The 25,763-nt window shown below is 62.8% G+C and carries 23 protein-coding genes; 12 read left to right on the top strand and 11 right to left on the bottom strand.

All coding sequences use genetic code 11. The features are described 5' to 3' along the window. Positions 1 to 42: 42 nt before the first annotated feature. The 5 genes from CAF92_RS18055 to CAF92_RS18035 form a co-directional block, all read right to left on the bottom strand. Positions 43 to 744, bottom strand: a complete 702-nt coding sequence (locus CAF92_RS18055) for an ABC transporter ATP-binding protein (protein WP_013973921.1) — start codon at positions 742 to 744, stop codon at positions 43 to 45. Further along, entirely contained in the window at positions 745 to 1,512 is a 768-nt protein-coding gene (gene livG, locus CAF92_RS18050; RefSeq protein WP_013973920.1) for a high-affinity branched-chain amino acid ABC transporter ATP-binding protein LivG, read from the bottom strand. After that, positions 1,509 to 2,765, bottom strand: coding sequence for a high-affinity branched-chain amino acid ABC transporter permease LivM (locus CAF92_RS18045; RefSeq protein ID WP_025340357.1), 1,257 nt, complete (start codon positions 2,763 to 2,765; stop codon positions 1,509 to 1,511). Before CAF92_RS18045 ends, livG begins: the two co-directional genes overlap by 4 nt. Continuing rightward, positions 2,762 to 3,685, bottom strand: coding sequence for a high-affinity branched-chain amino acid ABC transporter permease LivH (gene livH / locus CAF92_RS18040; RefSeq protein ID WP_025340356.1), 924 nt, complete (start codon positions 3,683 to 3,685; stop codon positions 2,762 to 2,764). The genes CAF92_RS18045 and livH overlap by 4 nt, the downstream gene beginning before the upstream one ends. 184 nt (positions 3,686 to 3,869) lie before the next feature. Continuing rightward, complete coding sequence (locus CAF92_RS18035) at positions 3,870 to 4,985, bottom strand: branched-chain amino acid ABC transporter substrate-binding protein (protein ID WP_024087643.1); 1,116 nt, start codon at positions 4,983 to 4,985, stop codon at positions 3,870 to 3,872. 359 nt (positions 4,986 to 5,344) lie between these two features. On the opposite strand from CAF92_RS18035, the gene CAF92_RS18025 reads away from it, so the two are divergent. Together CAF92_RS18025 and CAF92_RS18020 are read left to right on the top strand one after the other, a co-directional pair. Beyond that, positions 5,345 to 5,656, top strand: a complete 312-nt coding sequence (locus CAF92_RS18025) for a DUF2288 domain-containing protein (RefSeq protein WP_046614718.1) — start codon at positions 5,345 to 5,347, stop codon at positions 5,654 to 5,656. 164 nt (positions 5,657 to 5,820) lie between these two features. Beyond that, positions 5,821 to 6,708, top strand: coding sequence for an NAD(P)-dependent oxidoreductase (locus tag CAF92_RS18020; RefSeq protein WP_085601535.1), 888 nt, complete (start codon positions 5,821 to 5,823; stop codon positions 6,706 to 6,708). Here the strand turns inward: CAF92_RS18020 and CAF92_RS18015 are convergent. Both CAF92_RS18015 and rapA read right to left on the bottom strand, forming a co-directional pair. After that, entirely contained in the window at positions 6,608 to 8,872 is a 2,265-nt protein-coding gene (locus tag CAF92_RS18015; protein WP_085601534.1) for a bifunctional diguanylate cyclase/phosphodiesterase, read from the bottom strand. The two genes, CAF92_RS18020 and CAF92_RS18015, sit on opposite strands and share 101 nt — an antisense overlap. A 319-nt stretch (positions 8,873 to 9,191) precedes the next feature. Beyond that, entirely contained in the window at positions 9,192 to 12,038 is a 2,847-nt protein-coding gene (rapA, locus tag CAF92_RS18010; RefSeq protein ID WP_085601533.1) for an RNA polymerase-associated protein RapA, read from the bottom strand. 161 nt (positions 12,039 to 12,199) lie between these two features. Here rapA and CAF92_RS18005 point away from each other — a divergent pair, with 161 nt between their 5' ends. The 7 genes from CAF92_RS18005 to CAF92_RS17985 all read left to right on the top strand — a co-directional run bounded on the left by CAF92_RS18005 (position 12,200) and on the right by CAF92_RS17985 (position 17,013). Then, positions 12,200 to 12,895 (top strand): M949_RS01915 family surface polysaccharide biosynthesis protein, encoded by a 696-nt coding sequence (locus CAF92_RS18005; protein WP_085601532.1) that lies wholly within the window; start codon positions 12,200 to 12,202, stop codon positions 12,893 to 12,895. Positions 12,896 to 12,958: 63 nt separating this feature from the next. Beyond that, entirely contained in the window at positions 12,959 to 13,288 is a 330-nt protein-coding gene (locus tag CAF92_RS18000; RefSeq protein WP_085601531.1) for an aspartate-semialdehyde dehydrogenase, read from the top strand. Positions 13,289 to 13,355: 67 nt separating this feature from the next. Then, the gene (locus CAF92_RS27475) at positions 13,356 to 13,517 is read left to right on the top strand and encodes a hypothetical protein (RefSeq protein WP_178081805.1); all 162 of its coding nucleotides are present in this window, start codon (positions 13,356 to 13,358) and stop codon (positions 13,515 to 13,517) included. Between the two features lie 135 nt (positions 13,518 to 13,652). Further along, positions 13,653 to 13,769: a cytochrome c oxidase subunit CcoM gene (gene ccoM / locus CAF92_RS27750; protein WP_025340347.1), complete on the top strand. Its 117-nt coding sequence runs from the start codon at positions 13,653 to 13,655 to the stop codon at positions 13,767 to 13,769. Between the two features lie 180 nt (positions 13,770 to 13,949). After that, a complete protein-coding gene (locus CAF92_RS17995; RefSeq protein WP_046614713.1) occupies positions 13,950 to 15,938 on the top strand; it encodes an FUSC family protein in 1,989 nt (662 codons plus the stop codon). Then, positions 15,925 to 16,131: a DUF1656 domain-containing protein gene (locus CAF92_RS17990; RefSeq protein WP_046614712.1), complete on the top strand. Its 207-nt coding sequence runs from the start codon at positions 15,925 to 15,927 to the stop codon at positions 16,129 to 16,131. The genes CAF92_RS17995 and CAF92_RS17990 overlap by 14 nt, the downstream gene beginning before the upstream one ends. Positions 16,132 to 16,143: 12 nt before the next feature. Next, a complete protein-coding gene (locus CAF92_RS17985) occupies positions 16,144 to 17,013 on the top strand; it encodes an HlyD family secretion protein (protein WP_085601530.1) in 870 nt (289 codons plus the stop codon). 40 nt (positions 17,014 to 17,053) lie between these two features. Here CAF92_RS17985 and CAF92_RS17980 read toward each other — a convergent pair whose 3' ends face one another. Continuing rightward, on the bottom strand, positions 17,054 to 17,812 hold the full coding sequence (locus CAF92_RS17980; protein WP_046614710.1) for an SDR family NAD(P)-dependent oxidoreductase: 759 nt from the start codon (positions 17,810 to 17,812) through the stop codon (positions 17,054 to 17,056). A 111-nt stretch (positions 17,813 to 17,923) separates the two neighbouring features. On the opposite strand from CAF92_RS17980, the gene CAF92_RS17975 reads away from it, so the two are divergent. Continuing rightward, the gene (locus CAF92_RS17975) at positions 17,924 to 18,832 is read left to right on the top strand and encodes a LysR family transcriptional regulator (RefSeq protein WP_085601529.1); all 909 of its coding nucleotides are present in this window, start codon (positions 17,924 to 17,926) and stop codon (positions 18,830 to 18,832) included. Positions 18,833 to 18,955: 123 nt separating this feature from the next. After that, positions 18,956 to 19,291, top strand: a complete 336-nt coding sequence (locus CAF92_RS17970; protein ID WP_085601528.1) for a DUF2025 family protein — start codon at positions 18,956 to 18,958, stop codon at positions 19,289 to 19,291. A gap of 179 nt (positions 19,292 to 19,470) precedes the next feature. Here CAF92_RS17970 and CAF92_RS17960 read toward each other — a convergent pair whose 3' ends face one another. Next, positions 19,471 to 22,056, bottom strand: a complete 2,586-nt coding sequence (locus CAF92_RS17960; protein ID WP_085601526.1) for an EAL domain-containing protein — start codon at positions 22,054 to 22,056, stop codon at positions 19,471 to 19,473. A gap of 51 nt (positions 22,057 to 22,107) precedes the next feature. Next, positions 22,108 to 23,181, bottom strand: a complete 1,074-nt coding sequence (locus CAF92_RS17955; RefSeq protein ID WP_046614838.1) for a diguanylate cyclase — start codon at positions 23,179 to 23,181, stop codon at positions 22,108 to 22,110. Positions 23,182 to 23,311: 130 nt separating this feature from the next. Here CAF92_RS17955 and CAF92_RS17950 point away from each other — a divergent pair, with 130 nt between their 5' ends. After that, complete coding sequence (locus tag CAF92_RS17950) at positions 23,312 to 24,403, top strand: MBL fold metallo-hydrolase (protein ID WP_046614706.1); 1,092 nt, start codon at positions 23,312 to 23,314, stop codon at positions 24,401 to 24,403. 3 nt (positions 24,404 to 24,406) lie between these two features. On the opposite strand, the gene CAF92_RS17945 is transcribed toward CAF92_RS17950, so the two are convergent. Continuing rightward, positions 24,407 to 25,303 (bottom strand): formate/nitrite transporter family protein, encoded by an 897-nt coding sequence (locus CAF92_RS17945; protein WP_046614705.1) that lies wholly within the window; start codon positions 25,301 to 25,303, stop codon positions 24,407 to 24,409. Positions 25,304 to 25,763 lie beyond the last annotated feature (460 nt).

The raw sequence follows: 25,763 nt of genomic DNA, 5'->3' as shown, positions 1-25,763 counted from the left end.
CTGACAGGTAGAAAAAAGGGCCAGTAGATGGCCCTTTTCCCATCAACCCCCCAGGTACGCGTCGCGCACCTTCGGGTCGGTCAGCAGTGCTTCCCCAGTACCCTGCATCACCACCCGGCCGTTCTCCAGCACATACGCTCGATCAGCGATCTTCAGCGCCTGGTTGGCGTTCTGTTCCACCAGGAACACCGTCACGCCATCACGGCGCAGCTGTTCGATGATGTCGAAGATCTGCTGGATGATGATCGGCGCCAGGCCCAGCGAGGGCTCGTCGAGCAGCAGCAGCTTGGGCTTGCTCATCAGCGCCCGGCCGATGGCGAGCATCTGCTGCTCGCCACCGGACATGGTGCCGCCCCGCTGGATATAACGCTCCTTCAGGCGCGGGAACAGCTGTAGCACCTTGTCCAGCTGCTCCTGGTAATCGCCCTTGTCGGTGAAGAAACCACCCATCGCCAGGTTTTCCTCGACGGTCAGGCGGGAGAACACGCGGCGGCCTTCCGGCACTACCGCGATGCTCTTGCGCATGATGTGCGAGGACGGTTGGCCGACCAGTTCTTCACCCAGGTACTTGATGCTGCCGCTGTGCGCCTGCGGCGAGCCGCACAGGGTCATCAGCAAGGTCGACTTGCCGGCACCGTTGGCGCCGATCAGGGTAACGATCTCGCCCTGGTTGATCTCTACGTTGACGCTGTGCAGCGCCTGGATCTTGCCGTAGAAGGTGGAAACGTTCTCGAACTTCAGCATTTACGCTTCCCCCAGGTAGGCTTTGATCACGTCAGGGTTGTCGCGGATCTCTTCCGGCGTGCCGTGGGCCAGGGGGGTACCCTGGTTGATCACCACGATATGGTCGGAAATGCTCATCACCAGTTTCATGTCGTGCTCGATCAGCAGCACGGTGACGTTGTGCGACTCACGCAGGTAGGCGATCAGCGCCTTGAGGTCTTCGGTCTCCTTCGGGTTCAGGCCCGCTGCCGGTTCGTCGAGCATGATGATGCGCGGCTGGGTCATCATGCAGCGGGCGATCTCCAGGCGGCGCTGCTGGCCGTAGGCGAGGGTGCCGGCGGTACGGTTGGCGAACTCGGTCAGGTTGACCTTCTCCAGCCAGTATTGCGCGCGCTCCATGGCCTCCTTCTCGCTGCGGCGGAAGCTCGGGGTCTTGAACAGGCCGGCGAAGAAGTTGGTGTTCAGGTGGCGGTGCTGGGCGATCAGCAGGTTTTCCAGCGCGGTCATTTCCTTGAACAGGCGCACGTTCTGGAAGGTCCGCACCACGCCCTTGCGGGCAATCTGGTGCCCGGCCAGGCCCTGGATCGGCTGGCCATCGAGCAGGATGGTGCCGCCGCTGGGCTTGTAGAAGCCGGTCAGGCAGTTGAAGACAGTGGTCTTGCCGGCACCGTTCGGGCCGATCAGTGCCACCACCTGTTTTTCCTTGACGGTCAGGCCCACGCCGTTGACCGCCAACAAGCCGCCGAAGCGCATGCTCAGGCCGCTGACTTGCAAAATTTCGCGGCTCATCGACGCAGCTCCATGTGTGGACGTTGCATAGGCAGCAGGCCTTGCGGACGCCAGATCATCATCAACACCATCAGCGCACCGAACATCAACATCCGGTATTCGCTGAACTCACGCATCAGCTCGGGCAGCAGGATCATCACGATGGCCGCGAGGATCACGCCCAGTTGTGAGCCCATGCCGCCGAGCACGACGATGGCGAGGATGATCGCCGACTCGATGAAGGTGAACGACTCCGGCGTCACCAGGCCTTGGCGCGCAGCGAAGAAGCTGCCGGCGAAACCGGCGAAGCAGGCGCCCAGGGTGAAGGCCGACAGCTTGATCACGGTCGGGTTCAGGCCCAGTGCACGGCAGGCGATCTCGTCTTCGCGCAGGGCTTCCCAGGCGCGGCCGATCGGCATGCGCAGCAGACGGTTGATCACGAACAGCGCCAGCAGGGCCAGCAGCAGGGCCACCAGGTAGAGGAAGATGACCTTGTTGATCGAGTTGTATTCCAGCCCGAAGAACTCATGGAAGGTCTGCATGCCTTCGGCGGCACGGCGTTCGAAAGTCAGGCCGAAGAGCTCTGGCTTGGGAATGTTGCTGATGCCGTTGGGGCCGCCGGTCCAGTCGGTGAGGTTACGCAGGAACAGGCGGATGATCTCGCCGAAGCCGAGGGTCACGATCGCCAGGTAGTCACCGCGCAGGCGTAGAACCGGGAAGCCGAGCAGGAAACCGAAGGTAGCGGCCATCAGGCCGGCAATCGGCAGGCATACCCAGAAACTCCAGCCCAGGTAGTGCGAGAGCATGGCGTAGCTGTAGGCGCCAACGGCGTAGAAGCCGACGTAACCGAGGTCGAGCAGGCCCGCCAGGCCGACCACGATGTTCAGGCCCAGGCCCAGCAACACGTAGATCAGGATCAGCGTGGCAATGTCGACCGCACCGCGCGAGCCGAAGAACGGCCACACCAGTGCCGCGACGATCAGGCCCATGATCACGTAGCGCTGGGTCTTCGGCAGGGTCAGGTAGTTGCTGACTGCCGGCGGGATCAGCTTGCGATCCGAACGGCGGCCCATTACCGAGTTCCACTGCTTGTCGAACAGCACGCGCAGGAACATCAGGACCGAGCACAGGGCAATGATGCTGAGGTTGAACGAGCCCTGGCTGTGCACGGACAGGCTGATGCCGTCGATGCTCAGTTTCAGGCCCAATACCGGGAAGGCCACGGCCCATACCAGCAAGGCGCTGAAGAACGCCTGTTTGAGATTTCTGTTCATACTTTTTCAACCTCCGGGCGGCCCAGGATGCCGGTCGGCCGGAATAGCAGGACAAGAACCAACAAGCCGAATGCCACCACGTCCTTGTACTGGTCGCCGAAGATATCGGCACCGAACGCTTCGGCCACGCCCAGCACCAGCCCACCGAGCATGGCGCCCGGGATGCTGCCGATGCCACCCAGCACCGCCGCGGTGAAGGCCTTCAGGCCCACGAGGAAACCGGCGTTGGGGTTGATCACCCCGTACTGCATGCTCAGCAGCACGGCCGCCACCGCCGCCAGGGCGGCACCGATGACGAAGGTGAGGGCGATGATGTTGTTGGTGTTGATGCCCAGCAGGTTGGCCATCTTGATGTCCTCGGCACAGGCGCGGCAGGCGCGGCCCAGGCGGGAACGGGAGATGAACAGGGTGAGGCAGGTCATGGCCACCAGGGTGACCACGAACACCAGGATCTGCATGTAGCTGATCAGTACTTCCTCCGCGCCGCCCGGCCCGAACGAGAAGCTTCCGGGGATCAGGTTGGGGATGGACTTGTCCTTGGAGTCTTGCGACAGCAAGACGGTGTTCTGCAGGAAGATCGACATGCCGATGGCGGAAATCAGCGGGATCAGGCGGTTGCTGTTGCGCAGGGGGCGGTAGGCAACCCGTTCGATGCTGTAGCCATAGGCACTGGTGACGAAGATCGTCGCGACGAAGGCGACGGTCATGAGGATAGGCAGCGAATGGATACCCATCATGGCCAGGCCAGCCAAGGCGATGAAGGCCACGTAGGAACCGATCATGTACACCTCGCCGTGGGCGAAGTTGATCATGCCAATGATGCCGTACACCATCGTGTAGCCGATGGCGATCAAGGCATAGGTGCTGCCGATGGTCAATCCATTAACCAGTTGTTGGAAGAAATGGTAGATCTCAGGCATTACAGCGCTCCTAAAAACCTGATTTGCATTTCGCTGGCGGGGGTAAGGCCAGGAAACCGCGGGTGACGGTTTTAAGATTTTCAGGTGAGCCGCCCCCGGATCGCGGGGATCAGGCCCATGAACCTCATAAAACAAAGCCCACTGCTCGCACAGTGGGCTCGTAGGTCAGCTATTAGTCACGCAGTTACTGAGGGGAGACTTCGGTCTTCGGCTTGCCGAAGTGCCATTCGTAGACCACGAACTTGAAGTCTTTCAGATCGCCTTTGTCGTCGAACGACAGGTCACCGGTCGGGGTCTTGAAGGTACCTTTGTGGATGGCGGCTGCCACCTTGTCGGCATCTTCGGACTTGGCTTCCTTGATGCCCTGGGCGATCAGCTCGACAGCCGAGTAGGCCGGGAACACGAACGGGCCGCTTGGGTCCTTGCCGTCAGCCTTGATGGCGTCGACGATCTTCTTGTTCGCAGGGTCCGCGTCGAACGACTTCGGCAGGGTCACCAGCAGGCCTTCGGAGGCGTTCTGGGCGATCTGCGAGATGGAGTCGTTGCCCACGCCTTCCGGGCCCATGAACTTGGCTTTCAGGCCTTTTTCCTGAGCCTGGCGCAGGATCAGACCCAGCTCTGGGTGGTAGCCGCCGTAGTAGACGAAGTCGACGTTGTTCTGCTTGAGCTTCTGGATGATCGAGGAGAAGTCCTTGTCACCGGCGTTCAGGCCTTCGAACACGGCAACCTTGGTGCCTTTGCCTTCAAGGGTCTGCTTGACTGCGGTAGCGATGCCTTCACCGTACTGCTGCTTGTCGTGCAGGACGGCGACCACCTTCGGCTTGACGTGGTCGGCGATGTAGTTGCCGGCAGCCGGGCCCTGGGCGCTGTCCAGGCCGATGGTGCGGAAGATCAGCTTGTAACCACGGGCGGTGATTTCCGGGGAGGTGGCGGCTGGGGTGATCATGATCACGCCTTCGTCTTCATAGATGTCGGACGCAGGCTGGGTGGAGCTGGAGCACAGGTGGCCGATGACGAACTTGACGCCATCGTTGACCACCTTGTTGGCGACTGCAACGGCCTGTTTAGGGTCGCAGGCGTCGTCGTATTCCTTGGCTTCGAGCATCTTGCCATCCACGCCGCCCGCGGCGTTGATATCCTTGATGGCTTGCTTTGCGCCGATGAACTGCATGTCGCCGTACTGGGTCACAGGGCCGGTCTTGGGGCCCGCAATCCCGATCTTGATGGTATCGGCGGCAAACGAATGGCTGGCTACCCCTGCCAGAACCATTGCGGCGAACAGCTTGGAAATCTTGATCATAGTGCTCCACTCATTCTGTTGTAATTCTTATAGTCCTGGCGGCCAGGGCTACAGACCGGGCGGGATTTGCGGCGTGGCCATGCCAACGCGCAAGCCCACCTTCCCCCGGAACATGTCCCGGAACTGTACCGGTACAGTGTAGAGCGCTGCCCGAGCGCTTGAAAAGCGGTCGAAAAGTGCCTGCTTCCTGGGTTGTCGCTTGGTCGACACAAAGATACAGAAAGGCGCCATCAAACTGCCTGCATCTGCGATCCTGCCCCACAAGATCGGGATCAATCGACCAAATTACATATTTGAAACCGGGTTTTTCTGCAAAAATGCCGGCCTTTTTTATTGGCCGATTTTTGCGGATACCACCCATGACTGATCAAACAAGCACCCTCTATGCCAAATTGCTTGGCGAGACGGCAATCATCGAGTGGAAAGCGCTGGAGCGTTTCTGGGCAAAGGGTGACCTGATTTGGGTCGACCCCAGCCTTGACCTGATCGCCGTTGCCGAGGCGATGGCCGAGAATCGCAGCGAGATCTTCGCCAAGTGGCGTAGTGATGGCACTGTTGGGCCGGTGACCGCCGAGCAGGCCCATGACCTGCAAAGCCGCGACCCAGAGATCTGGGCGGTAGTAGTTTCGCCGTTCATCGTGATCCAGGTGAAGCGCCCGGCAGAAGCGTGATCGCTTTTGGTGCGCAAAAATGCGCAGTAGCCCCGTTTTGGTGCTCGAAGGCGCTCAGGGCGGGTAGAGGGAAGTAACAATTCGGCGTGGCGGTAACAGTTTACGGGATGCGTAATGGGGGCTGCACAGCGGCCCCCGGTTGTTCGAATAGTCAGGAGTCATTGATGAGCACTGCACTACCTTCGCTTGGATTCGCCGGCATCGGCCTGATGGGCCTGCCCATGTGCCGGCGCCTGTTGGCAGCGGGCTACCCGCTGACCGTATGGAACCGCAGCCCGGACAAGTGCGCTGCACTGGTCGCCGCCGGCGCGCGCTTGGCCGGCAGCCCTGCCGAACTGTGCCGCGACAGCGACATGCTGCTGCTGTGCCTGGCCGACACAGCCGTGGTCCGTGAGGTGGTGTTCGGCGAGCAAGGCATCGCCCAGGGCGGGCGCAGCGGCCAGTTGCTGATCGATTTTTCCAGCCTGGAGCCAACCGCCACCCGTGAAATGGCTGCCGAACTGGCAGCGCTGTGCGGCATGGCCTGGCTGGACGCGCCAGTTTCCGGCGGCACGCCCGGGGCCGAAGCCGGCACCCTGGCGATCATGGTCGGTGGCGAGGCGACCGACCTGGAGCGCGCCCGCCCGGTACTGCAGGTGCTCGGCCAGCGCGTGACGCACATGGGGGCGGTGGGCGCGGGCCAGGTGACCAAGGCCTGCAACCAGATGATCGTGGCCTGCAATGCCCTGGTGATCGCCGAAGTGGTGGCCTTGGCTGAACAGTCCGGGGTCGACGCGACGCTGATCGCCGAAGCGCTGGCGGGCGGCTTTGCCGATTCCAAACCGCTGCAGATCCTCGCTCCGCAAATGGCCGAAAGCCGCTTCGAGCCGATCAAGTGGCACGTGCGCACGCTGCTCAAGGACCTAGATGGCGCGGTCAAGTTCTCCCGCGAGCAAGGCTCGGCGACGCCGCTCAGTGGCCTTGCCGCACAATTGATGCGCCTGCACGCAAGCCAGGGGTACCTGCAAAAAGATCCGGCGACCCTGGTTGAGCTGTATCGCAGCAAGGTTTGAACACGCCACCCTGGTGCTGCAGCCGTTCCAGCAACGAGCGCAGTTCGGCCAGTGGCTCGGGGCGACCCAGCAGGTAGCCTTGCAGATAGTCGCAGCCGTGGGCTTCGAGAAACGCCAGCTGTTCGGCGGTTTCCACGCCCTCGCTGACTACCTGAAGATGCAGGGTATGCGCCATGACGATGATCGCCTGGACGATCTCGCGGTCCTTCTGGCTGCCCGGCACATCCTGCAGGAAGCTGCGGTCGATCTTCAGCACATCCAGCGGCAGGCGCTTGAGGTAGGCCAGTGACGAGTAGCCGGTGCCGAAGTCATCGATCGACAGCGTCACGCCCAGAGCGCGCACGCGTTTGAGCAGGTTGACTGTGCGCTGGATATCACCCATCAGGGCGTTCTCGGTCACTTCCAGCTCCAGCTGCCGGGGCGCGAGCCCGGCGTGGAACAGCGCCTTCTCCACTTCGTTGGGCAGTTCGTCGTGGCTGAGAGTGACTGCCGAGCAATTGACCGTGACCTTGAGGTTGCCATGGCCGTGGCGCTGCAGATAGGCCATGTCGGCGCAGGCGTGGCGCAGCACCCACAGGTCGAGGTCGATGATCAGCCCGTTGGCTTCGGCGATGGCGACAAAACGATCGGGCCCGAGCAAGCCGTGTTGCGGGTGGCGCCAGCGCACCAGTGCTTCCAGTTTGGCCACTTGCCTGCTGCGCATGTCGAAGATCGGCTGGTAGTGCACGCACAGCCCATGCTCCTCGAGCAGGGCCACCCGCAGTTCCTCTTCCAGCTGCAGCGCAATCGAGGCCTGGGTCTTAAGGCTGTCGTTGAAGAAGTTCAGGCTGTTGCGCCCATTGCCCTTGGACTGGTACAGGGCGAGGTCTGCATGCTTGAGCAGCTCTTCGGCGGTGGTGCCGTCTTCGGGGAAGATGCTGATGCCGATGCTGGTGGTCATGACCATGCGTCGGCCGCCCAGGTTGATGGGCTCTTTCATCCTCTGCATGATGCGCTGGGCCAGGTGGCGGGCTTCGTCGCGGTTATTGAGGCTGGTAACCACGCAGAACTCGTCGCCGCCAAGGCGCGCGACCAGGTCGTGGTTGCGGGTGGCGGCCTTGATGTGGCTGGCGATCACCTTGAGCAGTTCGTCGCCGGCGTCGTGACCGAGGCTGTCGTTGATGCGCTTGAAATGGTCGATGTCCAGGAACATCACTGCCAGGTGGCTTTCCGTTACCTTGTGTTCGGCCAGGCGTTCAGCGAACACCTGGTTGAAACCGCGACGGTTTACCAGGCTGGTCAGCGCATCGTAGTGCGCAGCCTGCTGCAGCGACGCGCGGGCCTGGTCGAGTTGGCTGAGCAACACGCTGACCCGGCGCAGGTCGTGTTCCTTGCTTTGCAGCTTCTTGTCGGCCAGTGCGCTACTGATGCTGGCAGCACTGATGAGCAGGGTAATGAAGCCGATGCCCAGCGCCAGTTGCAAGCTGTTGTCGCCAGAGGGCAGGCGCAGGGCGGTGTCGGCCGGGATGACCAGGGTCATGGCCGACATCGCGGTGAAATGGGTGGCGACAATACCGCCGGCCATCAGCAGGCTGGCGCCGTACTTCATGGCCTGGTGCAGGTTGCCGCTGCCATGCCGGAAGTAGCGGGCCAGGTACAGCGCGGTCAGGCTGGTGAGCAGGGCAATGGTGGTCGAGGCCAGCAGCAAGCCGGATTGGTAGTACTGGCGGGCGCCGGTTTCCAGGGCGGCCATGCCTACGAAGTGCATCACGATGATACCCAGGCCGATCAGTACCGCACTTTGCAGGTAGTGGTGTGCGCGCATCTGGCTGCGGTCGAGGCTGTGCATGGCCAACCAGGCGACGGCCAGAGCGATGAGCAGCGAAAGGATGGTCAAGGACGCGTCGTAGTGCACTTCCACTGGAGCCTGGAAGGCCAGCATGCTGATGAAGTGCATGGCCCAGATGCCGCCTGCGAGGCAGCAGGCACCGAGCATGTTCCATTGTCGGTGGGCGGTGGGGTCTTCGCTGTGGGATTGGCGCTCTGCCATGTCCAGGGTGGCAAAGCAGGCCGCACAGGCGACGAAGTAGGCGAGCAGAACCAGGAGCGGTTCATGCCGGCAATCAATGACGATGCGCCCGGTTGCCGGCAGGTCGGCGAACAGTTGCAGCCCCAGCCACTCCATGGAATGCCTCATGATCGAGTTTTCACTCGTCTGCGCTACAACCCTGTGCAGACTGTCCAGAGGCAGTATAGGAAGAGGTGTTTAAGCCTTCCTGACTAATGGCAAATTGATTCCTACGATTTGGTTATGAACCTGATCGCAGCATGGAATATGTAAATGGGTTCTGAAAATTGGCCCCCTGTGGGAGCGGCCTTGTGTCGCGAAAGGGCTGCAAAGCAGCCCCGGCAATTTCAACTATTGCGCGTCAGTCCTGGGGCCGCGTTGCGGCCCTTTCGCGACACAAGGCCGCTCCCACAAAGGCGGCGGTTTCTGAACTGTATTAGCCCGCCACTAGCACACGAATGGCTTCCAGCCGCAGGGCGGCTTTTTCCAGCATCGCCAGGCCCTCTTCGCGCTGCTTGCGCAGCGCTTCGATCTCGCTGTCGCGCACGCTTGGGTTGACCGCTTGCAGCGCGATCAGACGGGCCAACTCTTCGTCGGCTTCCGCTGTCAGGCGGCGCTGGGCCTCGGCCACGCGCTCGACGTGGGCCGGCATGACCTTGGCCTCGCCACTGCTGATGCGCTGGGCAAGCACGTCGCGCTGGGCCTGGACGAACTTGTTGGCGCTGGCGCGCGGTACGCTTTCGAGCTGGTCGTTGAGGGTTTCGAAGGCCACGCGGGACGCCAGGTCGTTGCCGTTGGCATCGAGCAGGCAGCGCAACGCCGCCGGTGGCAGGTAACGGCCCAGTTGCAGACTACGCGGTGCCACCACCTCGCTGACGAACAGTAGTTCAAGCAGCACGGTGCCGGGTTTGAGCGCCTTGTTCTTGATCAGCGCCACGGCAGTGTTGCCCATCGAGCCGGACAGAACCAGGTCCATGCCGCCTTGCACCATCGGGTGCTCCCAGGTGAGGAACTGCATGTCCTCACGCGACAGGGCCTGGCCACGGTCGTAGGTGATGGTCACGCCTTCGTCGTCGCCCAATGGGAAGCTGGCGTCGAGCATCTTCTCGCTTGGCTTGAGGATCAGGGCGTTTTCGGAATGGTCTTCGCTGTCGATGCCGAAGGCGTCGAACAGGGTTTCCATGTAGATCGGCAGGGCGAACTGGTCGTCCTGTTCGAGAATGGCCTCGACCAACGCCTGGCCTTCGCCGGCACCACCGGAGTTGAGTTCCAGCAGGCGGTCACGGCCAGTATGCAGTTCGGCTTCCAGGCGCTCGCGCTCGCTTCGGGCATCGGCCACCAGGGCTTCCCAGGCCTTGCTTTCGCCGCCTTCGAGCAGCGGCAGCAGGCGCGGGCCGAACTGGTGCTGCAGCGCGTTGCCGGTAGGGCAGGTGTTGAGGAAGGCGTTGAGGCCTTCGTGGTACCACTGGAACAGGCGCTCTTGCGGGCTGTCCTGCAGGTACGGGATATGCAGCTGGATGGTTTGCTTCTGGCCGATACGGTCCAGGCGGCCGATGCGCTGTTCGAGCAGGTCGGGGTGCGCTGGCAGGTCGAACATCACCAGATGGTGAGCAAACTGGAAGTTGCGGCCTTCGCTGCCGATCTCGGAGCAGATCAGCACCTGCGCGCCGAACTCTTCGTCGGCGAAGTAGGCAGCGGCGCGGTCGCGTTCGAGGATGCTCATGCCTTCATGGAACACCGAGGCCGGGATGCCGGAGCGCACGCGCAGGGCGTCTTCCAGGTCCATCGCGGTTTCGGCATGGGCGCAGATCACCAGCACCTTGGTGCGCTTGAGCATCTTCAGGGTGTCGATCAGCCAGTCGACGCGTGGGTCGAAACGCCACCAGCGCTCGTCGTCGGCCACCTCGCCCTGGGCCTGGAAGGCGACTTCCGGGTACAGCTCGGCATGTTCGCCGGCTGGCAGGTCGCGGTACTGCTCGGGCGTGGCCAGTGGGTATGGGTGCAACTGGCGCTCAGGGAAGCCCTGGATCGCCGCGCGGGTGTTACGGAACAGCACGCGGCCGGTGCCGTGGCGGTCGAGCAGCTCACGGATCAGGCGCGCACTGGCCTGGGTATCGCCGTCGCTGACCGCGGCCAGCAGGGCTTCGCCTTCGGCTCCCAGGAAGCCCTGGATGGTGGCGTGGGCCTTGGGCGACAGGCGGCCTTCGTCGAGCAGTTCCTGTACGGCTTCAGCCACCGGGCGGTAGTGCTCGCTCTCGGCTCGGAAGGCGGCCAGGTCGTGGAAACGGTTGGGGTCGAGCAGGCGCAAGCGGGCGAAGTGGCTGTCCTGGCCGAGCTGCTCGGGGGTGGCCGTGAGCAGCAGCACGCCCGGGATCACCTGGGCCAGCTGTTCGACCAGACCGTATTCGGCGCTGACCTGGTCTTCGTGCCAGACCAGGTGGTGGGCTTCGTCCACCACCATCAGGTCCCAGCCGGCGGCGAACAGCGCGTCCTGGGCCTTTTCGTCTTCGACCAGCCACTCCAGGGCCACCAGCGCCAGCTGGGCATCCTCGAACGGGTTGCTGGCGTCGCTTTCGATGAAGCGCTCGGCATCGAACAGGGCCACCTGCAGATTGAAGCGGCGGCGCATTTCCACCAGCCACTGGTGCTGGAGGTTTTCCGGTACCAGGATCAGAACGCGGCTGGCGCGGCCAGACAGCAGCTGGCGGTGGATCACCAGGCCGGCCTCGATGGTTTTGCCCAGGCCCACTTCGTCGGCCAGCAAGACGCGCGGCGCGCTGCGGTCGGCGACTTCGCGGGCGATGTGCAACTGGTGGGCGATGGGTTGGGCGCGGCAGCCGCCCAGGCCCCACAGCGCCGACTGCATCTGCTTGCTGGTGTGCTGCAGTGTGTTGTAGCGCAGGCTGAACCACGACAGCGGGTCGATCTGCCCGGCGAACAGGCGGTCACTGGCCAGGCGGAACTGGATGAAGTTCGACAACTGGGTTTCCGGCAGCGTGCGCGGTTGATTCTGCCCGTCCAGGCCGTGGTAGACCATCAGCCCGTCGATGTCCTCCACCTCGCGCACGGTCAGCTTCCAGCCTTCGAAGTGGGTGATCTGGTCACCTGGCGAGAAGCGCACGCGGGTCAGCGGCGCATTGCGCAGGGAATACTGGCGGGTGTCGCCAGTGGCCGGGTAGAGCACGGTCAACAGGCGGCCATCCTGCGCCAGGATGGTACCCAGGCCGAGCTCGGCTTCGCTGTCGCTGATCCAGCGTTGCCCCGGTTGATACTGCTGCGCCATACTGCCTGAACTCCCGCGATGAAAAAGCCGATTATGTTAACGGATCGGCCGGTCAGACCAAAGTGCCGAGCGCATCGAAAGGTGCCGAAGTGCGATAGGTAGCAACAGTCTAGCCGCTTCATCGCACCCCACCGTGCTGCCGACGAGGGCCCCCGATCAACATGTCTGCCAAGCACCGCTGGATCAGCACTTCGATGGCCGTGGGCAGCCTGTTGCTACTGGCCGCCTGCGAGCAGAAAAACTTCGAGACCTTGCCCGCCATCCCGATCGAGCAGCTCGAGGTACTGGGCGTGCAGACGCCGATCAAGAGCGTGCACTTTCGTGACCGCGACGGTGAAGGCCTGCTGGTATTGAGCCGCAGCGATGGCCAGGCCAGCGACCCGGAAAGCGAGCAGGAAGTGGACAAGGTGGTACTCAAGGCCACGCTGTACGGGCGCACCGCCGAAAACGACGCGTTCAAGGCGCGCTGGCAGATCGAACAGGAAACCACCTGTCCGGGGCTGGACTTGGATGTGGACTTCTATAACGACGTCAGCGATGTCGGCGACCTGAACAAGGACGGCATCGCCGAGGTGACGGTTGCCAGCCATGCCTTCTGCGGCGGTGGCATCGACCCGCACGACATCGCCATCGAGATGCGCGAAGGGCAGGCCAGCTATAGCATCACCGGCCAGTCGCTGATTACCCCGGCGGGTGAAGAGCCGATCGGCGGTGAGCGTGAGGACAGCGCTTCGCTCAAGGCCGCGCCGCAGGTGCTTCGCGAGCACATGGATGCGGTCTGGCAGCAGGTGTACAAGCGCCCTTGGAGCGAGGCCAGCCCGCCAAGCGACGGCGACCCTGACGACGAAACCGAATAAGTGTTGTGCCAGCCATCAAGGTAAACCCGCGCCTGCCGATACAGGGGGCATAGGAGAACGTCCATGCTGCCACCGATCATTCCGCTCAGTGCCGCGCCGGTGACCTCGCAACAGGACCCGGTCAAGCCGACACCCGACATCAAGCCGGTGGTGCCGACGCAACCTGCATCCGGTGAAAGTGCCATCGACCTCAAGCACCAGCGTGACCCGCAAGAGCATGCGCTGCTGCTGCGTGAGGAGCAGCGCCGCCAGCAGCAACGCCGGCAGAAGGGCGACGACGAACGCTACAGTGCTATGCCGGGTGACGAGGTCAACGCCGACAATACCGTGCCGGTGGCACCGTTGATGGGCGAGCATGTACGCCAGGGGCTGCTGGTGGACATCGAAGTCTGACATGGGGCTGGTCAGCGCCAGCGCCTGGCTTCATCATGCAAGTCTCAGTTGATCGTCGAGCCCACCCATGAGCCAAGACAACCTCATCGATTTCGATGCCGAACGCGCCAAGCGTATCCACGACCTCAAGGAAAAGCGCCTGAACGAAATGCGCAATGCGTTCGAGCAAGCCCTGCCGTTGAACACTGCCAAGAAAAAGAAGCCCAAGGGCAAGCCGAAGAAGCGCTGAAACTTGACGCAGGTCAACCCTGCACCCGCCTCGCGTGCCCGGCCCCGGGCACCATTGACACCGATCAATTTTCCCCGCCCCCACATTGGTTAACGTGCACCCATCGGACAACGGCAAACGAATGGGGAGGCCAGCATGTTCTTCGACAACGTGGTTATCGCCGGAGTGGTAACGGTCGGGTTGATGGTCGTCTTCTTTGCCGGTCTGGGCATTTTCATCTGGAAGGACTCGAACAAGCGCAAGCCGCGCTGACCTTCCGGGTACACGAGCACGCAAGGCATTTAGGGCGACTTCGGTCGCCCATTTTTTTGCCTGCAATCTTGTGTTGCCTGTCCCTCCATAAGATGATTAGCTAGCTAATTAATCGTTTCCGCTTTATCCTTCCCACCATTGTCTATCTTTCTACAAGACCATCCCCGCAAGGTCCGTCTCGTGCCCATCACCCTCCAGGCCCTGTTCGCCCCTAGCAGCCTAGCCCTCAAGTTCGCCATCAAGACCCTGCTCGGTGGCGGGCTGGCGCTGTGGCTGGCGATGCGCTGGGGGCTGGAGCAACCGTCCTGGGCACTGATGACCGCTTTCATCGTCGCCCAGCCGTTGTCGGGCATGGTGGTGCAGAAGGGCCTGGCGCGGTTGGCCGGTACCTTGGTCGGCACGTTCGCGTCGGTGCTGTTCATCGGCCTGTTTGCCCAGACCCCATGGCTGTTCCTGCTCACCTTGGCCCTGTGGCTGGCCCTGTGCACCGCCGCCTCCACCCAACTGCGCAGCGCCTGGGCCTATGCCTTCGTGTTGGCAGGCTACACCGCAGCGATCATTGCCCTGCCGGCCATCGACCACCCGTTGCAGGTGTTCGACCAGGCCGTGGCGCGCTGCACCGAGATCTGCCTGGGTATCTTCTGTGCCACCGCCAGCAGTGCCTTGCTCTGGCCCATGCGGGTAGAGCAGCAACTGGGCGGGCAGGCCCGCCAGGCCTGGCAGAACGGCCTGCAGGCCGCCAGTGCCATGCTGGGCGGCGAAGACGAGGCGCGCAAAGGCCTGCTGGAAAGCCTGGGGCGTATCGTTGCCATCGACAGCCAACGCGAACACGCCTGGTTCGAAGGCAACCGCGGGCGCCAGCGCGCTCGTGCCATTCGCGGCCTGAGCCAGAAACTGATGGTGCTGCTGCGCATTTCCCGTTCGGTGCGCCGGCAGTGGCGGCAACTTGATGAGCGCCAGGCCGAAAGCCTGGCACCCTGGTTGGAGGAGGTGCGCGCACTGCTGGGCAAGCCCGACCAGCCGAGCCTGTTGTTGCTGCGCCAGCGCATCTGGGATGCCGCCCACGACGAACAGATCAGCCCGGCGGAGCACTTCTGCCTGGCGCGCATGGCGCTGCTGCTGGATTACGCCATGGCTGCCAGCCAGGCGCTGGAGGATGTGGAAGCGGGCAGGGCGCCCAAGGATGTGTCCCAAGGCCTGGCCGCGCACCGCGACTGGTCGCTGGCTTTGCTGTTCGGCTCACGCAGTGCGCTGGCCTTTCTGGTAATGAGCGGCTTCTGGCTGGCTACCGCCTGGCCTTCGGCACCGGGTGGGCTGGTGTTGACCTGCGTGGTCTGCAGCCTGTTCGCCAGCCGCGAGAATGGTGCGCAGATCGGCTTGAGCTTTTTGCGCGGTATCTGCCTTGCCATACCTGCGGCATTTCTGGTCGGGCAGATTCTGCTGCCGCAATGGAGCAGCTTCGCCATGCTGTGCCTGGGCATGGGCGTGCCGCTGTTTCTTGGCGCGCTGGGCATGGCTCACCCGCGGACCGGGGCCACGGCTACCTCCTATTGCCTGCACTTCATCGTGCTGGTGTCGCCGCTCAACGCCATGCAGTTCGGCGTGGCCACCATGCTCAATAGTGCCTTGGCCATGCTGGTGGGGGTGTCGGCGGCGGTGATGGCCTTTCGTTTGTTGGTGTTTCGCCACCCGGCCTGGCTGGGCCGGCGCCTGCGCGCGGCGACCCAGAACGATCTGGTGCGCCTGACCCGGCGCGACCTGCGCGGGGCCGACAGCTGGTTTGGCGGGCGCATGGCCGACCGCCTGATGCAACTTGCGCGGCATGCCAGCGAACTGCCCGAGAACGAGCGCAAGCGCTGGGACGATGGCCTGCACGGCCTGGATATCGGCGACGAACTGGTGCATCTGCGCATGTGCCTGGCGGTCGCCCAGGCCCCGTTGGGGCGCGCCGAGCGCGAATACCTGCAGCAGGTAGAGGCCGTGCTGGCCAAAGGGCCGGCGCCCGGGCGTGGGCAGCGCCTGGATGCCGCCAGCGAACAGTTCATTGGCGCCTTGCGCCGTCTACCCTCCAGCGATCCGCTGCGGTTGGCCGAAGGGGCGGTGCTGCAACTGCAGAAAAGCTGGGGCAAGTGGTGCCGCTGGCAGGAGGAAACCCATGGGGTTGCGTGAGTGGGAAGTGGGCGGCGTGCTGTTCAGTCCCTTTCTGGTTTATGTGTTGCTGGCGCTGGTACTTACCGGGTTGCTGCGACTGCTGGTGCAGGCCACGCCGTTGGGGCGCTGGATCTGGCATGAAGCGCTGTTCGACGCGGCGTTGTTCGTTTGTGTGTTGTTCCTGGTGGTGCGACTGCTGGGAGCTTTATAAAGGAGTGTTTCGATGCGTGCGGCCGTACGTACCCTGATCACCTTGTGTGTGGTAGCCCTTGCCGTGTTTGCCGGTTATCAGTTATGGCAGTACTACATGCTCACCCCCTGGACCCGCGATGCCCGTGTGCGTGCGGATGTGGTGGTGATCGCCCCTGATGTATCCGGCTGGGTGCGCGAGCTGAAAGTCCGTGACAACCAGCAGGTCAAGGCTGGCGACCTGCTGATGAGCATCGACCGCGAACGCTTCCAGGCTGCCTTCGACCAGGCCAGCGCAGTGACCGAGACACGTACCCAACAACTTCGCCTGCGCGAGCGTGAAGCAGCCCGGCGTACTGCCCTGGGGCCGGAGGCGATCAGTGCCGAATTGCGGGAAAACGCCCAGATCAATGCGGCCATCGCCCGCGGTGAGTTGCACGAGGCCGAGGCACAGTTGCAGGTTGCCAAAATCAACCTGGCGCGCAGTGAGGTGCGTGCACCGCGTAGCGGGCACATCACCAACCTGCGCCTGGCCGAGGGCAACTATGTGAACACCGGGGAGTCGGTGATGGCCCTGGTGGACGATTCAACCTTCTATATCCAGGCCTATTTCGAGGAAACCAAGCTGCCGCGCATTCGCGTGGGGGATGCGGTAAAGGTTTGGCTGATGGGCGCGGGCGAGCCGATGCAAGGGCATGTGGAGAGCATCAGCCGTGGTATCACCGACCGCAACAGCAACCCGGACAGCCAGTTGCTGCCGGAGGTTGAGCCGACCTTCAACTGGGTGCGCCTGGCGCAGCGGATACCGGTGAGGATTCGCCTGGACCAGGTGCCGGAGGGGGTGACCCTGAGTGCGGGAATGACGGCCAGTGTGCAGGTGCATGAGGAGCAGAATCGGCCGTGAGGGCCAAGGGGGCCGCAAAGCGGCCCCAGAAAAACTGACCTCAGAGGAACATCCCGCCTGAAACCTCCAGCCGTTGCCCGTTGATCCAGCCATTGCCATCTTCCAGCAACAGCGCAATCGCTGCCCCGATATCATCCGGCAAGCCCACGCGTCCCAGCGCCGTGTTGCCGGCAATGTATTCATTCACCTGGCGGTTGTCCCGCACCACGCCGCCGCCAAAGTCCGTCTCGATCGCCCCCGGCGCCAGAATGTTCACGCGGATGCCACGCGCCCCCAGTTCCTTGGCCTGGTAGCGGGTCAGCACCTCCATCGCTCCCTTCATCGAGGCATAGGCGGCGTACCCCGGCAGCGCAAAGCGCGCCAGGCCGGTGGAAATGTTGACGATGCGGCCATTGTCGACCAGCAGCGGCAGCAGGCGCTGTGTGAGGAAGAACGGCCCTTTCAGCTGGATATTCAGCAACTGGTCGAACTGCGCCTCGCTGGTTTCGGTGTATGGCACGTTCAAGCCGATCCCGGCATTGTTCACCAGAAAGTCGAAACGCTCGCGACCGAAGTGTTGCTGCAATGTTGCTCCAAGGCGTTCGGCGAAGGCGGCAAAGCTGGCGCTGTCGCTGACGTCCAGTTGCAGCATGGCGGCCTTGACCCCGGCCTGCTCCAGCCGCGCGGCCACGGCCTGGGCTTCCTCGGCCTTGCTGTGGTAGGTGCCGATGACATCGATACCGCGTGCGGCCAGGTGTTCGGCAGTGTTGCGGCCCAGGCCGCGGCTGGCGCCAGTGATCAGGGCAATCTTGCGAGTCATGGTGAAAACCTCATGGTGGGCTGATGAGTACAGGCTATTGGTCGTGGTTGTGCTGTTAAATCCAGCAAATATGGAAATACTGTTCGGTAAAACCGGATAGACGAGGTTCAAGTGAACAAGCTGGAGTTGTTGCGCACCTTTGTGCGGGTCAGTGAGGTCAGCAGTTTCACCTTGGCTGCCGAGAGCCTGGGGCTGCCCCGTTCGACCGTGTCGGAGCAGGTCAGGGCGCTGGAGCGTTTGCTGGGTACGCAGTTGTTCAACCGCACCACCCGCCGGGTGCAGGCAACCCAGGATGGCGCCTTGCTTTACGAGCGCAGCAAGAACCTGCTGTCGGGGATGGATGAGATCGAGAGCCTCTTTTGCGCCGACGATGCCGAGCTTGCCGGGCGCCTGCGGGTCGACCTGCCGACCATGATGGCCCGCCGGGTCATCATTCCGGCGCTGCCGCAGTTTCTACAGCGTTTCCCGCGTCTGGAGGTGGAGCTCAGTTGCACCGATCGCCAGGTCGACCTGCTGCGTGAAGGCTTCGATTGTGTGATGCGCATTGGTGCCCTGCATGACCTGGACGTGGTGGCGCGCCCGGTCGGGCAACTGAGCATGCGCAACTGTGCCAGCCCAGCCTACCTTGCCCGCCATGGCGTGCCGCGCACCCTGCAGGACCTGGCCGAGCACCATCTGGTGCATTACGTGCGTACCCTGGGGGGGCGCAGTACCGGTTTCGAATACCTGCAGGACGGTGAACTGCACTTGCAGGCCATGGCCGGTGTGGTCACGGTCAACAATGCCGAGGCTTACTCGGCGGCCTGCCTGGCAGGGCTGGGGCTGATCCAGGTGCCAGCTGTGGGCGTGGCCGAACACCTGCAGCGCGGTGAGCTGGTTTCGGTACTGGAAGGCTGGCAGGCCCCGGCCATGCCCGTGTCACTGCTGTATGCCCGGCAACGACACGTGCCACGTAGGGTGCAGGCGTTCATGCAGTGGTTGGGCGAGGTACTGCATTCACAGGTTGACGGTGGCCGCTGATCGATGAAAAGCGTGGCGCCTGTGCCACGGCTTGCGTTAGGCTGCCGGTCACGAGTTGCCCGGCAGAGGCAACCTCTCCCCGCCTGGCGTGCGTATCTTCCGATTGAATTGCGAGGTTACGTCATGGCCATCACTTCCCAGGACATCTGCAACGCAGCCGACCAGCTCAAGGGCTTTGTCGGTTTTCATGGCAAGCGCGGTGCGCATATCGTGCGTTTTTCCGAAGATTCGTTCGGCATGGATGTGGCCGATGCCAGCATCACGCCCTGCTGCGAGTTTGTCTGGCGGCCCGAGCAAGGGCAGCGCATGGCCCTGTGCCGCGAACGGCTGGCGCTGTTGCTGGAGCAGCATGTGGATGACCGTTTGAACATCGGTGAACCGCTGCGCACCTACCTGCGCCGGCGCGACCTGCCGGAAATCGTGGCAGAGCGCAGTTTGCAGCGGAAGTCCGCTCTGTAATAGCGGAGTAACTGCTTCGCTCGAATACCGAAAACCTGGACGATCACTGTGGGAGCGGGCTCACCCGCGAACACCGGCGAAGCCGGTGCCATATGCCGCGTCGCATTCTTCGCGGGTGAACCCGCTCCCACAGAGGGTGTGCAAGTATCAAACCTGGACAAGACGGTTACCTCCATGCGCTACAGGGAGGGTGTCGAACGCTGAGATGCCTGCTGCAGCAACGCCTCGAGCGCCGCACTGTCCAGCGGCCTGCTCAGGTAATAGCCCTGCACTTCATGACAACGGTCCTTCTGCAGTGCCCTGAGCTGCTGCTCGCTTTCCACCCCTTCGGCCGTCACCGTCAGCCCCATCGCTTCGCCCAGGTTGATGATGGCCTGGACCACGGCGCGGTCGCTGCCGGCGGTGTTGTTCAGCCCGCCGATGAAGCGTTTGTCGATCTTTATGCTGTCGAACGGGTAGGTGCGCAGGTAGCCCAGCGACGAGTAGCCGGTGCCGAAGTCGTCCATGTTAAGGCGTACGCCCAGCTCCTTGAGCGACAGCATGGTGCCCAGCGCGCCTTCGATGTCGTTGAGCATCACGTTCTCGGTAATTTCCAGCTCCAGGCGCTGAGCAGGGAAGGCGGTTTCCAGCAGGATCTCGCGTACATCGGCCACCACATCGCTACGCAGGAACTGCGCCGGTGACAGGTTCACGGAAATCAGTACATCGGCAGGCCAGTCATGGGCAGTGCGGCAGGCTTCGCGCAGCACCCAGCGGCCCAGCGCAACAATGATGTCACTCTGTTCGGCCAACGGAATGAAGGTGTCCGGCCCCAGCAACCCCTCCTGCGGATGCTGCCAGCGCAGCAAAGCCTCGACCGCGACGATGCGCAGGTCGCTGAGGCGGTAGCGCGGCTGGTAGTGCAGCTCGAACTCCTGGTTGCGCAGGGCCCGCCGCATGTCGTTCTCCAGTTGGCGGCGGTACTGGATCTGCTGGTTCATTTCGGCAGCGAAATAACGCCAGGTGTTCTTGCCATCGGCCTTGGCCTGGTACAGGGCGATATCAGCGCAGCGGATCAGCTCACCGGCATCGAAGCCCTGGGTACGGGTCTGGGCGACACCGATGCTGGCGCCGACGTGCAGCGGCTGGTTGTCGAAGATGATCGGTTGCTGCAGCAGGGCGATCAGGCGGGCACAGAAACGGTCGATCTCACTGCGGTTGTCCATGCCGCCGAGCACCAGGAGGAATTCGTCGCCGCCCAGGCGCGCGACCAGGTCGCCATCGCGGGTGCTGTCGCGCAGGCGGGTCGCTACCTCCTGCAGCACGGCGTCGCCGGCGGTATGGCCAAGGGAGTCGTTGATAGGCTTGAAATTGTCCAGGTCCAGCAGCAGCAAGGTCAGTGGCGGTGAATCACTGCCGCGCAACAGGGCTTGCTCGAGATGCCGGGCGAGCTTGTTGCGGTTGGCCAGCCCGGTCAGCGGGTCGTGCAGTGAAAGGTGCTGGATGCGCGCATGAGCGTCGACTTCATCGGTGATGTCGCTGGCGGTGCCGCGAAATCCCACAGGCTTGCCGTCGTACCAGATGGCACGGGCCGAAATCCGGCAGTAGCGGCTCTGGCCATTCTGGTCGCGGTAGGTGCAGCGCAAGTTGGCCAGCTGTTGCGGATCGGCCACGGCCAGGGCATCCAGCCACGGCGAGAGCGGCGTGGTATCGCAGGCCAGCAACTGATTGAGCGGGTGGCCGAGCCAGTCGTCCACCGAGTAGCCAGTGACGTTGACAAAGCGTTGCGAAAGGTAGGTCAGGCGTTGTTGTCGATCGGTTTCCCAGATCCAGTCGGAGGCCGACTCGGCCACCGCGCGAAAACGTTGTTCACTGGCCTCCAGGGCCTGGTTGCTCTGCTGCAGATCGGCGAGCGTGAGGTCTATCGCCCGCGAACTGCGCAAGGCATGGCGGAACAGGTACAGCATGACCAGACCGAGTATCAGCAAGGCACCCGCCAGCGGCGGCAACACTGCCCGCAGCAGCTGATGCCCCGGCAGCGGGCTGCTCCAGGACAAGTGGTAGCCGGTATCGCCGAGGTCGATGCGCAGGTGGCCGTGCTCCCCCGCATCATCGTTTTCCACATGCATGCCGGTCAGGCCGGCATTGTTGCTCAACAGCGCCAGTTTTTCCTCGGTGAGCTGGTCGACGAACAGCATCACCGGTGCCTGGCGCACCTCGCTATCGGTCACATCCCGGTCCGGGCGTACCGCCGCGGCACTGAGCACTGCCGGCCAGCCGTTGAACAGGACGAATTGGGTGATCTGTTCACGGGTGATGGCCGCCGCCCGGGCCTGGTCGATGATTGGCTGCAGCGCTGCATCAATATAAGTACCGGCCGCCGCCTGGGTAGGCTTGCCTTTGAACAAGCCGTAGGTGGTACGTGCGTCCTCAACCACGAACACGCCTTCATAGCCGCTGGCGCTGTACAGCGACTCGCCCACGTTCTTTTCTTCATAGGCCCATTTCCAGTCGGCCTGGCCCGCCAGGTGTTCGAAGGCGGCATCCCACACGGCGTAGCTGGACAGGAACTGCCGCGAGGCTAGCAGCCGTTGCTCCAGCGCCTTGTTTGCCTGAGAGGCACTGCGCTGGCGCTCCTGATGGTCAAGAGTACCTGCGATATTGAACAGGGCGCCGAGGATGACCAGGCAGGCCAGGCCGAAAATTGCGCTGAAACCGGCGATCAGTCGACGCACCTGGAAGCGCGGTGCAGGGCTGGCGGGTGGGAGGTTGGCGGTCCTGGCCATGCGCGAGCGGCTCCTTCAGGCAGCCTCCCGCCAGTCAGTCAGGAAGGAGGTTCAATCAGGATAGGCCAGCCTGAGCGCCGCAGCGTCGCTGCGGGCAAAATTGACCTGGTCGCGCCCCGCATGCTTGGCAGTGTAAAGCGCCTTGTCCGCCTGTTCGAGCCAGTGCTCGGGTGACTCCAGGTCGGCCTCGAATGCCGAAAGGCCGATACTCAGGCTGATGCGCAGGTGCGGCAATTGCGGGTTGCGGTAGTTGGCGACCCGCTCGCGCAGGCGCTCCATGGCCTGGCAGGCCTGGGCTTCGCTTGTATCTGGCAGGATCACGCAGAATTCGTCACCGCCGTAGCGACCGGCCTGGTCGCCTTCGCGCAGATTGTGCCGCACCTCGGCGCCGAGCTGGCGCAGCACACAATCGCCGACCACGTGGCCGAAGGTGTCGTTGATGGTCTTGAAGTGGTCGATGTCGATCAGGGCAATCACCGCGTGCTCGTGTTGCTGCTGGCAAGCCTGGAACTTCAGCAGCAGCAGGTCCTTCCAGGCGCCGTGGTTGAGCAGGCCGGTCAGGCTGTCGGTGAGGCTCAGGGCGCTCAGCCGGCGCTTGTGGTCGGCCAACTTGATCGCCAACTTGTAGCAGACCCAGCCCAGCGCCAGCGGGTATAGGGTCAGCATCGGCAGGCAGGCATAGACCTGCAGTGGCGTCGCGTTCAGTTGCAGCCCGGGGCCCAGCAGCAGGATGGCGACGAGCATGCCCGCCAGCTGGGCCAGCACCCCGCGAACGACCATGCGTTTGCCGCCGGCGGCGACGTTGTTCATGGTCATCATCGACAGCACTGTCACGCTGGGCAATGGATTGAAATGCATGGCGGCGGTCCAGAACCCACCCATCAGGGAGTCCAGTACCAGGTTGCGCTGTTCTGCCTGATAGGGCCCGGCCGAACGGGTGGCCCACAGGTAGGCCACATGCGGCCACAACAAGCCGTTGAACAGTAGCAGCAGCCATGCCCATGTGGGCGGTGACAGCGGCGCAATGGCGGCCATGACGCTGAACAGGCCGATCCCCAGGCCGATGGCACGCGGCAGGTAGATGCGTTTGGCGAATGAAAGTCCTTTGCCGCTGCGTTTATCCATATTGGTCATCGTTCTTCTGCTGAAGCACCGTTTATCGCATAACTCGCATGAATATTGTTGAACAGTGTTTCATCAACGAAAAATGACCTTACAAGCCAATTCACGGTTGATCCGATCACTGTGAGGTAGCATGAACGCTTTCCTGTTGCTAGGAGTGTTGCTGATGGTCCCTTTGGCCAACTCTGCCGGCGAGCCGGCGCCCCAGCGGGAAGGGCGTTTTCACAATCAGGCGTCATTGCCACCGGATGGCGTATTGAAGAAGCTGCGCATCGGGCTCAAGTACCTGTTCCTGCGCAAGCCGCCGGAGACCCGGCCGACCACACCGGTCAGCCTCCAGCCCATGACCCGCCAGCAGGTGCTCGACGCACCTGACCGCAGCCTGTGGCGCCTTGGCCATTCCACGGTATTGCTCAAGTTGCGCGGGCGCTTCTTTATTACCGACCCGGTGTTCGCCGAGCGTGCCTCGCCGGTGCAGTGGGCCGGCCCACTGCGCTTCCATGCGCCGCCCCTGGCGCTGGACCAGTTGCCGCCGTTGGCTGCGGTGGTACTGTCCCATGATCACTTCGATCATCTGGACGAACAGGCGATTCGCCAACTGTCAGCGCGCACGAGTGTGTTCCTGGCCCCGCTGGGCGTAGGCAACCTGCTGATGAGCTGGGGCGTAGCTCCGGCAAAGGTGCGGCAGCTGGATTGGTGGCAGGAAAGCGAGGTCGAGGGCGTGCGCTTTGTCGCCACCCCCGCCCAGCACTTTTCCGGGCGTGGGCTGCTGGACAGCAACCGGACCTTGTGGGCGTCTTGGGTGATCGTCGACGAGGATGTGCGGGTATTCTTCAGTGGTGATACCGGCTACTTCGATGGGTTCAAGCAGATTGGCGAGCGATTCGGGCCGTTCGACCTGACCCTGATCGAGACCGGGGCCTACAATGTCGCCTGGCCCGATGTGCACATGCAGCCGGAGCAGAGCCTGCAGGCTCATCTGGATCTACGCGGGCGCTGGCTGTTGCCGATTCACAATGGCACCTTCGACCTGTCCATCCACGGCTGGCAGGAGCCCTTCGAGCGCATCCTGGCGCTGGCCAACCAGGCACAGGTGCGCCTGAGCACACCGCAGATGGGAGAGCGCGTCAGTCTTGATTCTCCGCACGCCGGGCAGAACTGGTGGCAGCCGCGGCCTGTGCGTCCGCGCGGCCAGGCGAACGAGCGCGTGGTAGCGGCACGCTGAAGTTCATTTGTTGCCGTTGTTGCGGCGCGGGGAGGGTGGCTGGTCCTCTTTCAGTAGCCGTGAGGGCGGTTTGCCGCTGTCGCTGCGCACCTGTGCATGGCTGATCAAGCCGAAGATGAAGCTGCCGCCGATGATGTTGCCCGCCAGTGTCGGCAGGGCGAACTCAAGCCAGAAGCTGCTCCAGGTTTCATCGCCGGCCCAGACCAGATAGGACACCTCGACCGAGCCGACCACGATATGGGTGAAGTCTCCCAAGGCCATCAGGTAGGTGATCATCAGGATGATCCAGATCTTGGCGTGTTCCATCGACGGGATCATCCAGACCATGGTGGCGATCATCCACCCCGATACGATGCCTTTGGCGAACATCTGGCTGATATCGTTCTTCATGACCTTGCGGCCTACCTCCAGGAAGGCCACGTCGGTCTTGCTGTCGAAGATCGGCAGTTCCAGCATTACCCAGGCCACCAGCAAGGTGCCGGCGAGGTTGCCAAGCAATACAACGCTCCAAAGGCGAAGCAGGCGCCCGAAGTTGGCCAGGGTAGGGGCAGTCATTACCGGCAACACGGCGGTCAGGGTGTTTTCGGTGAACAGCTGCTGACGCGCCAGTATCACTGCAAGGAAGCCTGCGCTATAGCCGATGCTGGCGACCACCTGAGCGCTGTCCCCCTCCGGCAGGCGGGCGTAGAACAGGCCCATGGCCATGAGCGACAGCCCCATGGACAAGCCCGCGGCGAGTGCCGACCACCATAGTGCGGCGAGTGTACGTTCCAGCTCCTGATCGCCTTGGTAACGAATGATCTCGTGCAGTACTGCCGCTCGGGGCGGCTGACTGAGGCTGACTTCCTGCTCCTCGTCCGCCGACAGGCCCGGCGTTTTCTCGCTTTGCGCATCGCTCATGGCCGCTACGCTCCATTGGGTGGGGTTTCTCTACAGATTCGCGGCGCTTTCATTAGTTGCCGACGGATGTAAAACGTCGGCAGAAAGTTTTTTCAGATCAAGGTGTTGACTCTGATCTCAAAGCGCGTATTATTCGCCTCCTCGCAGCGTTGAACGCTTCGAGGCAAGCGGTAAGTTGTTGAGGTTTAAGGGTTTCGAAAGAAACCGGTTGTAAAAAACTTCAAAACAAACGCTTGACAGCAAGTGAGGAAGGCGTAGAATGCGCGCCTCGGTTGAGACGAAACGCTCTTAACCAAATGCTCTTTAACAAATCGAATCAAGCAATTCGTGTGGGTGCTTGTGAGCACGGACTGATAGTCACAAAGATTATCAGCATCACAAGTGGCCATGCGAGAAATCACATAGTCATTTGAGATTGCTGAGCCAAGTTTAGGGTTTCTTAAAAACCCAAGCAGTATTG

Source organism: Pseudomonas sp. B10(2017) (assembly GCF_002113295.1).
Classification (GTDB): domain Bacteria; phylum Pseudomonadota; class Gammaproteobacteria; order Pseudomonadales; family Pseudomonadaceae; genus Aquipseudomonas; species Aquipseudomonas pudica.
The sequence above is the reverse complement of the archived record's forward strand: the minus strand, read 5'-3'. Positions and strand labels throughout refer to the sequence as shown.

Excerpts from the sequence above, each read along its gene's own strand:
- CAF92_RS18045 (WP_025340357.1), bottom strand. The coding sequence starts at position 2,765 with ATGAACAGAAATCTCAAACAGGCGTTCTTCAGCGCCTTGCTGGTATGG.
- CAF92_RS17960 (WP_085601526.1), bottom strand. The coding sequence starts at position 22,056 with ATGGCCAGGACCGCCAACCTCCCACCCGCCAGCCCTGCACCGCGCTTC.
- livG (WP_013973920.1), bottom strand. The coding sequence starts at position 1,512 with ATGAGCCGCGAAATTTTGCAAGTCAGCGGCCTGAGCATGCGCTTCGGC.
- CAF92_RS18035 (WP_024087643.1), bottom strand. The coding sequence starts at position 4,985 with ATGATCAAGATTTCCAAGCTGTTCGCCGCAATGGTTCTGGCAGGGGTA.
- livH (WP_025340356.1), bottom strand. The coding sequence starts at position 3,685 with ATGCCTGAGATCTACCATTTCTTCCAACAACTGGTTAATGGATTGACC.
- rapA (WP_085601533.1), bottom strand. The coding sequence starts at position 12,038 with ATGGCGCAGCAGTATCAACCGGGGCAACGCTGGATCAGCGACAGCGAA.
- CAF92_RS17985 (WP_085601530.1), top strand. The coding sequence starts at position 16,144 with ATGCGTGCGGCCGTACGTACCCTGATCACCTTGTGTGTGGTAGCCCTT.
- CAF92_RS17980 (WP_046614710.1), bottom strand. The coding sequence starts at position 17,812 with ATGACTCGCAAGATTGCCCTGATCACTGGCGCCAGCCGCGGCCTGGGC.
- CAF92_RS17955 (WP_046614838.1), bottom strand. The coding sequence starts at position 23,181 with ATGGATAAACGCAGCGGCAAAGGACTTTCATTCGCCAAACGCATCTAC.
- CAF92_RS18020 (WP_085601535.1), top strand. The coding sequence starts at position 5,821 with ATGAGCACTGCACTACCTTCGCTTGGATTCGCCGGCATCGGCCTGATG.
- CAF92_RS17950 (WP_046614706.1), top strand. The coding sequence starts at position 23,312 with ATGAACGCTTTCCTGTTGCTAGGAGTGTTGCTGATGGTCCCTTTGGCC.
- CAF92_RS18015 (WP_085601534.1), bottom strand. The coding sequence starts at position 8,872 with ATGGAGTGGCTGGGGCTGCAACTGTTCGCCGACCTGCCGGCAACCGGG.
- CAF92_RS18005 (WP_085601532.1), top strand. The coding sequence starts at position 12,200 with ATGTCTGCCAAGCACCGCTGGATCAGCACTTCGATGGCCGTGGGCAGC.
- CAF92_RS17990 (WP_046614712.1), top strand. The coding sequence starts at position 15,925 with ATGGGGTTGCGTGAGTGGGAAGTGGGCGGCGTGCTGTTCAGTCCCTTT.
- ccoM (WP_025340347.1), top strand. The coding sequence starts at position 13,653 with ATGTTCTTCGACAACGTGGTTATCGCCGGAGTGGTAACGGTCGGGTTG.
- CAF92_RS17945 (WP_046614705.1), bottom strand. The coding sequence starts at position 25,303 with ATGAGCGATGCGCAAAGCGAGAAAACGCCGGGCCTGTCGGCGGACGAG.
- CAF92_RS27475 (WP_178081805.1), top strand. The coding sequence starts at position 13,356 with ATGAGCCAAGACAACCTCATCGATTTCGATGCCGAACGCGCCAAGCGT.
- CAF92_RS18000 (WP_085601531.1), top strand. The coding sequence starts at position 12,959 with ATGCTGCCACCGATCATTCCGCTCAGTGCCGCGCCGGTGACCTCGCAA.
- CAF92_RS18055 (WP_013973921.1), bottom strand. The coding sequence starts at position 744 with ATGCTGAAGTTCGAGAACGTTTCCACCTTCTACGGCAAGATCCAGGCG.
- CAF92_RS17970 (WP_085601528.1), top strand. The coding sequence starts at position 18,956 with ATGGCCATCACTTCCCAGGACATCTGCAACGCAGCCGACCAGCTCAAG.
- CAF92_RS18025 (WP_046614718.1), top strand. The coding sequence starts at position 5,345 with ATGACTGATCAAACAAGCACCCTCTATGCCAAATTGCTTGGCGAGACG.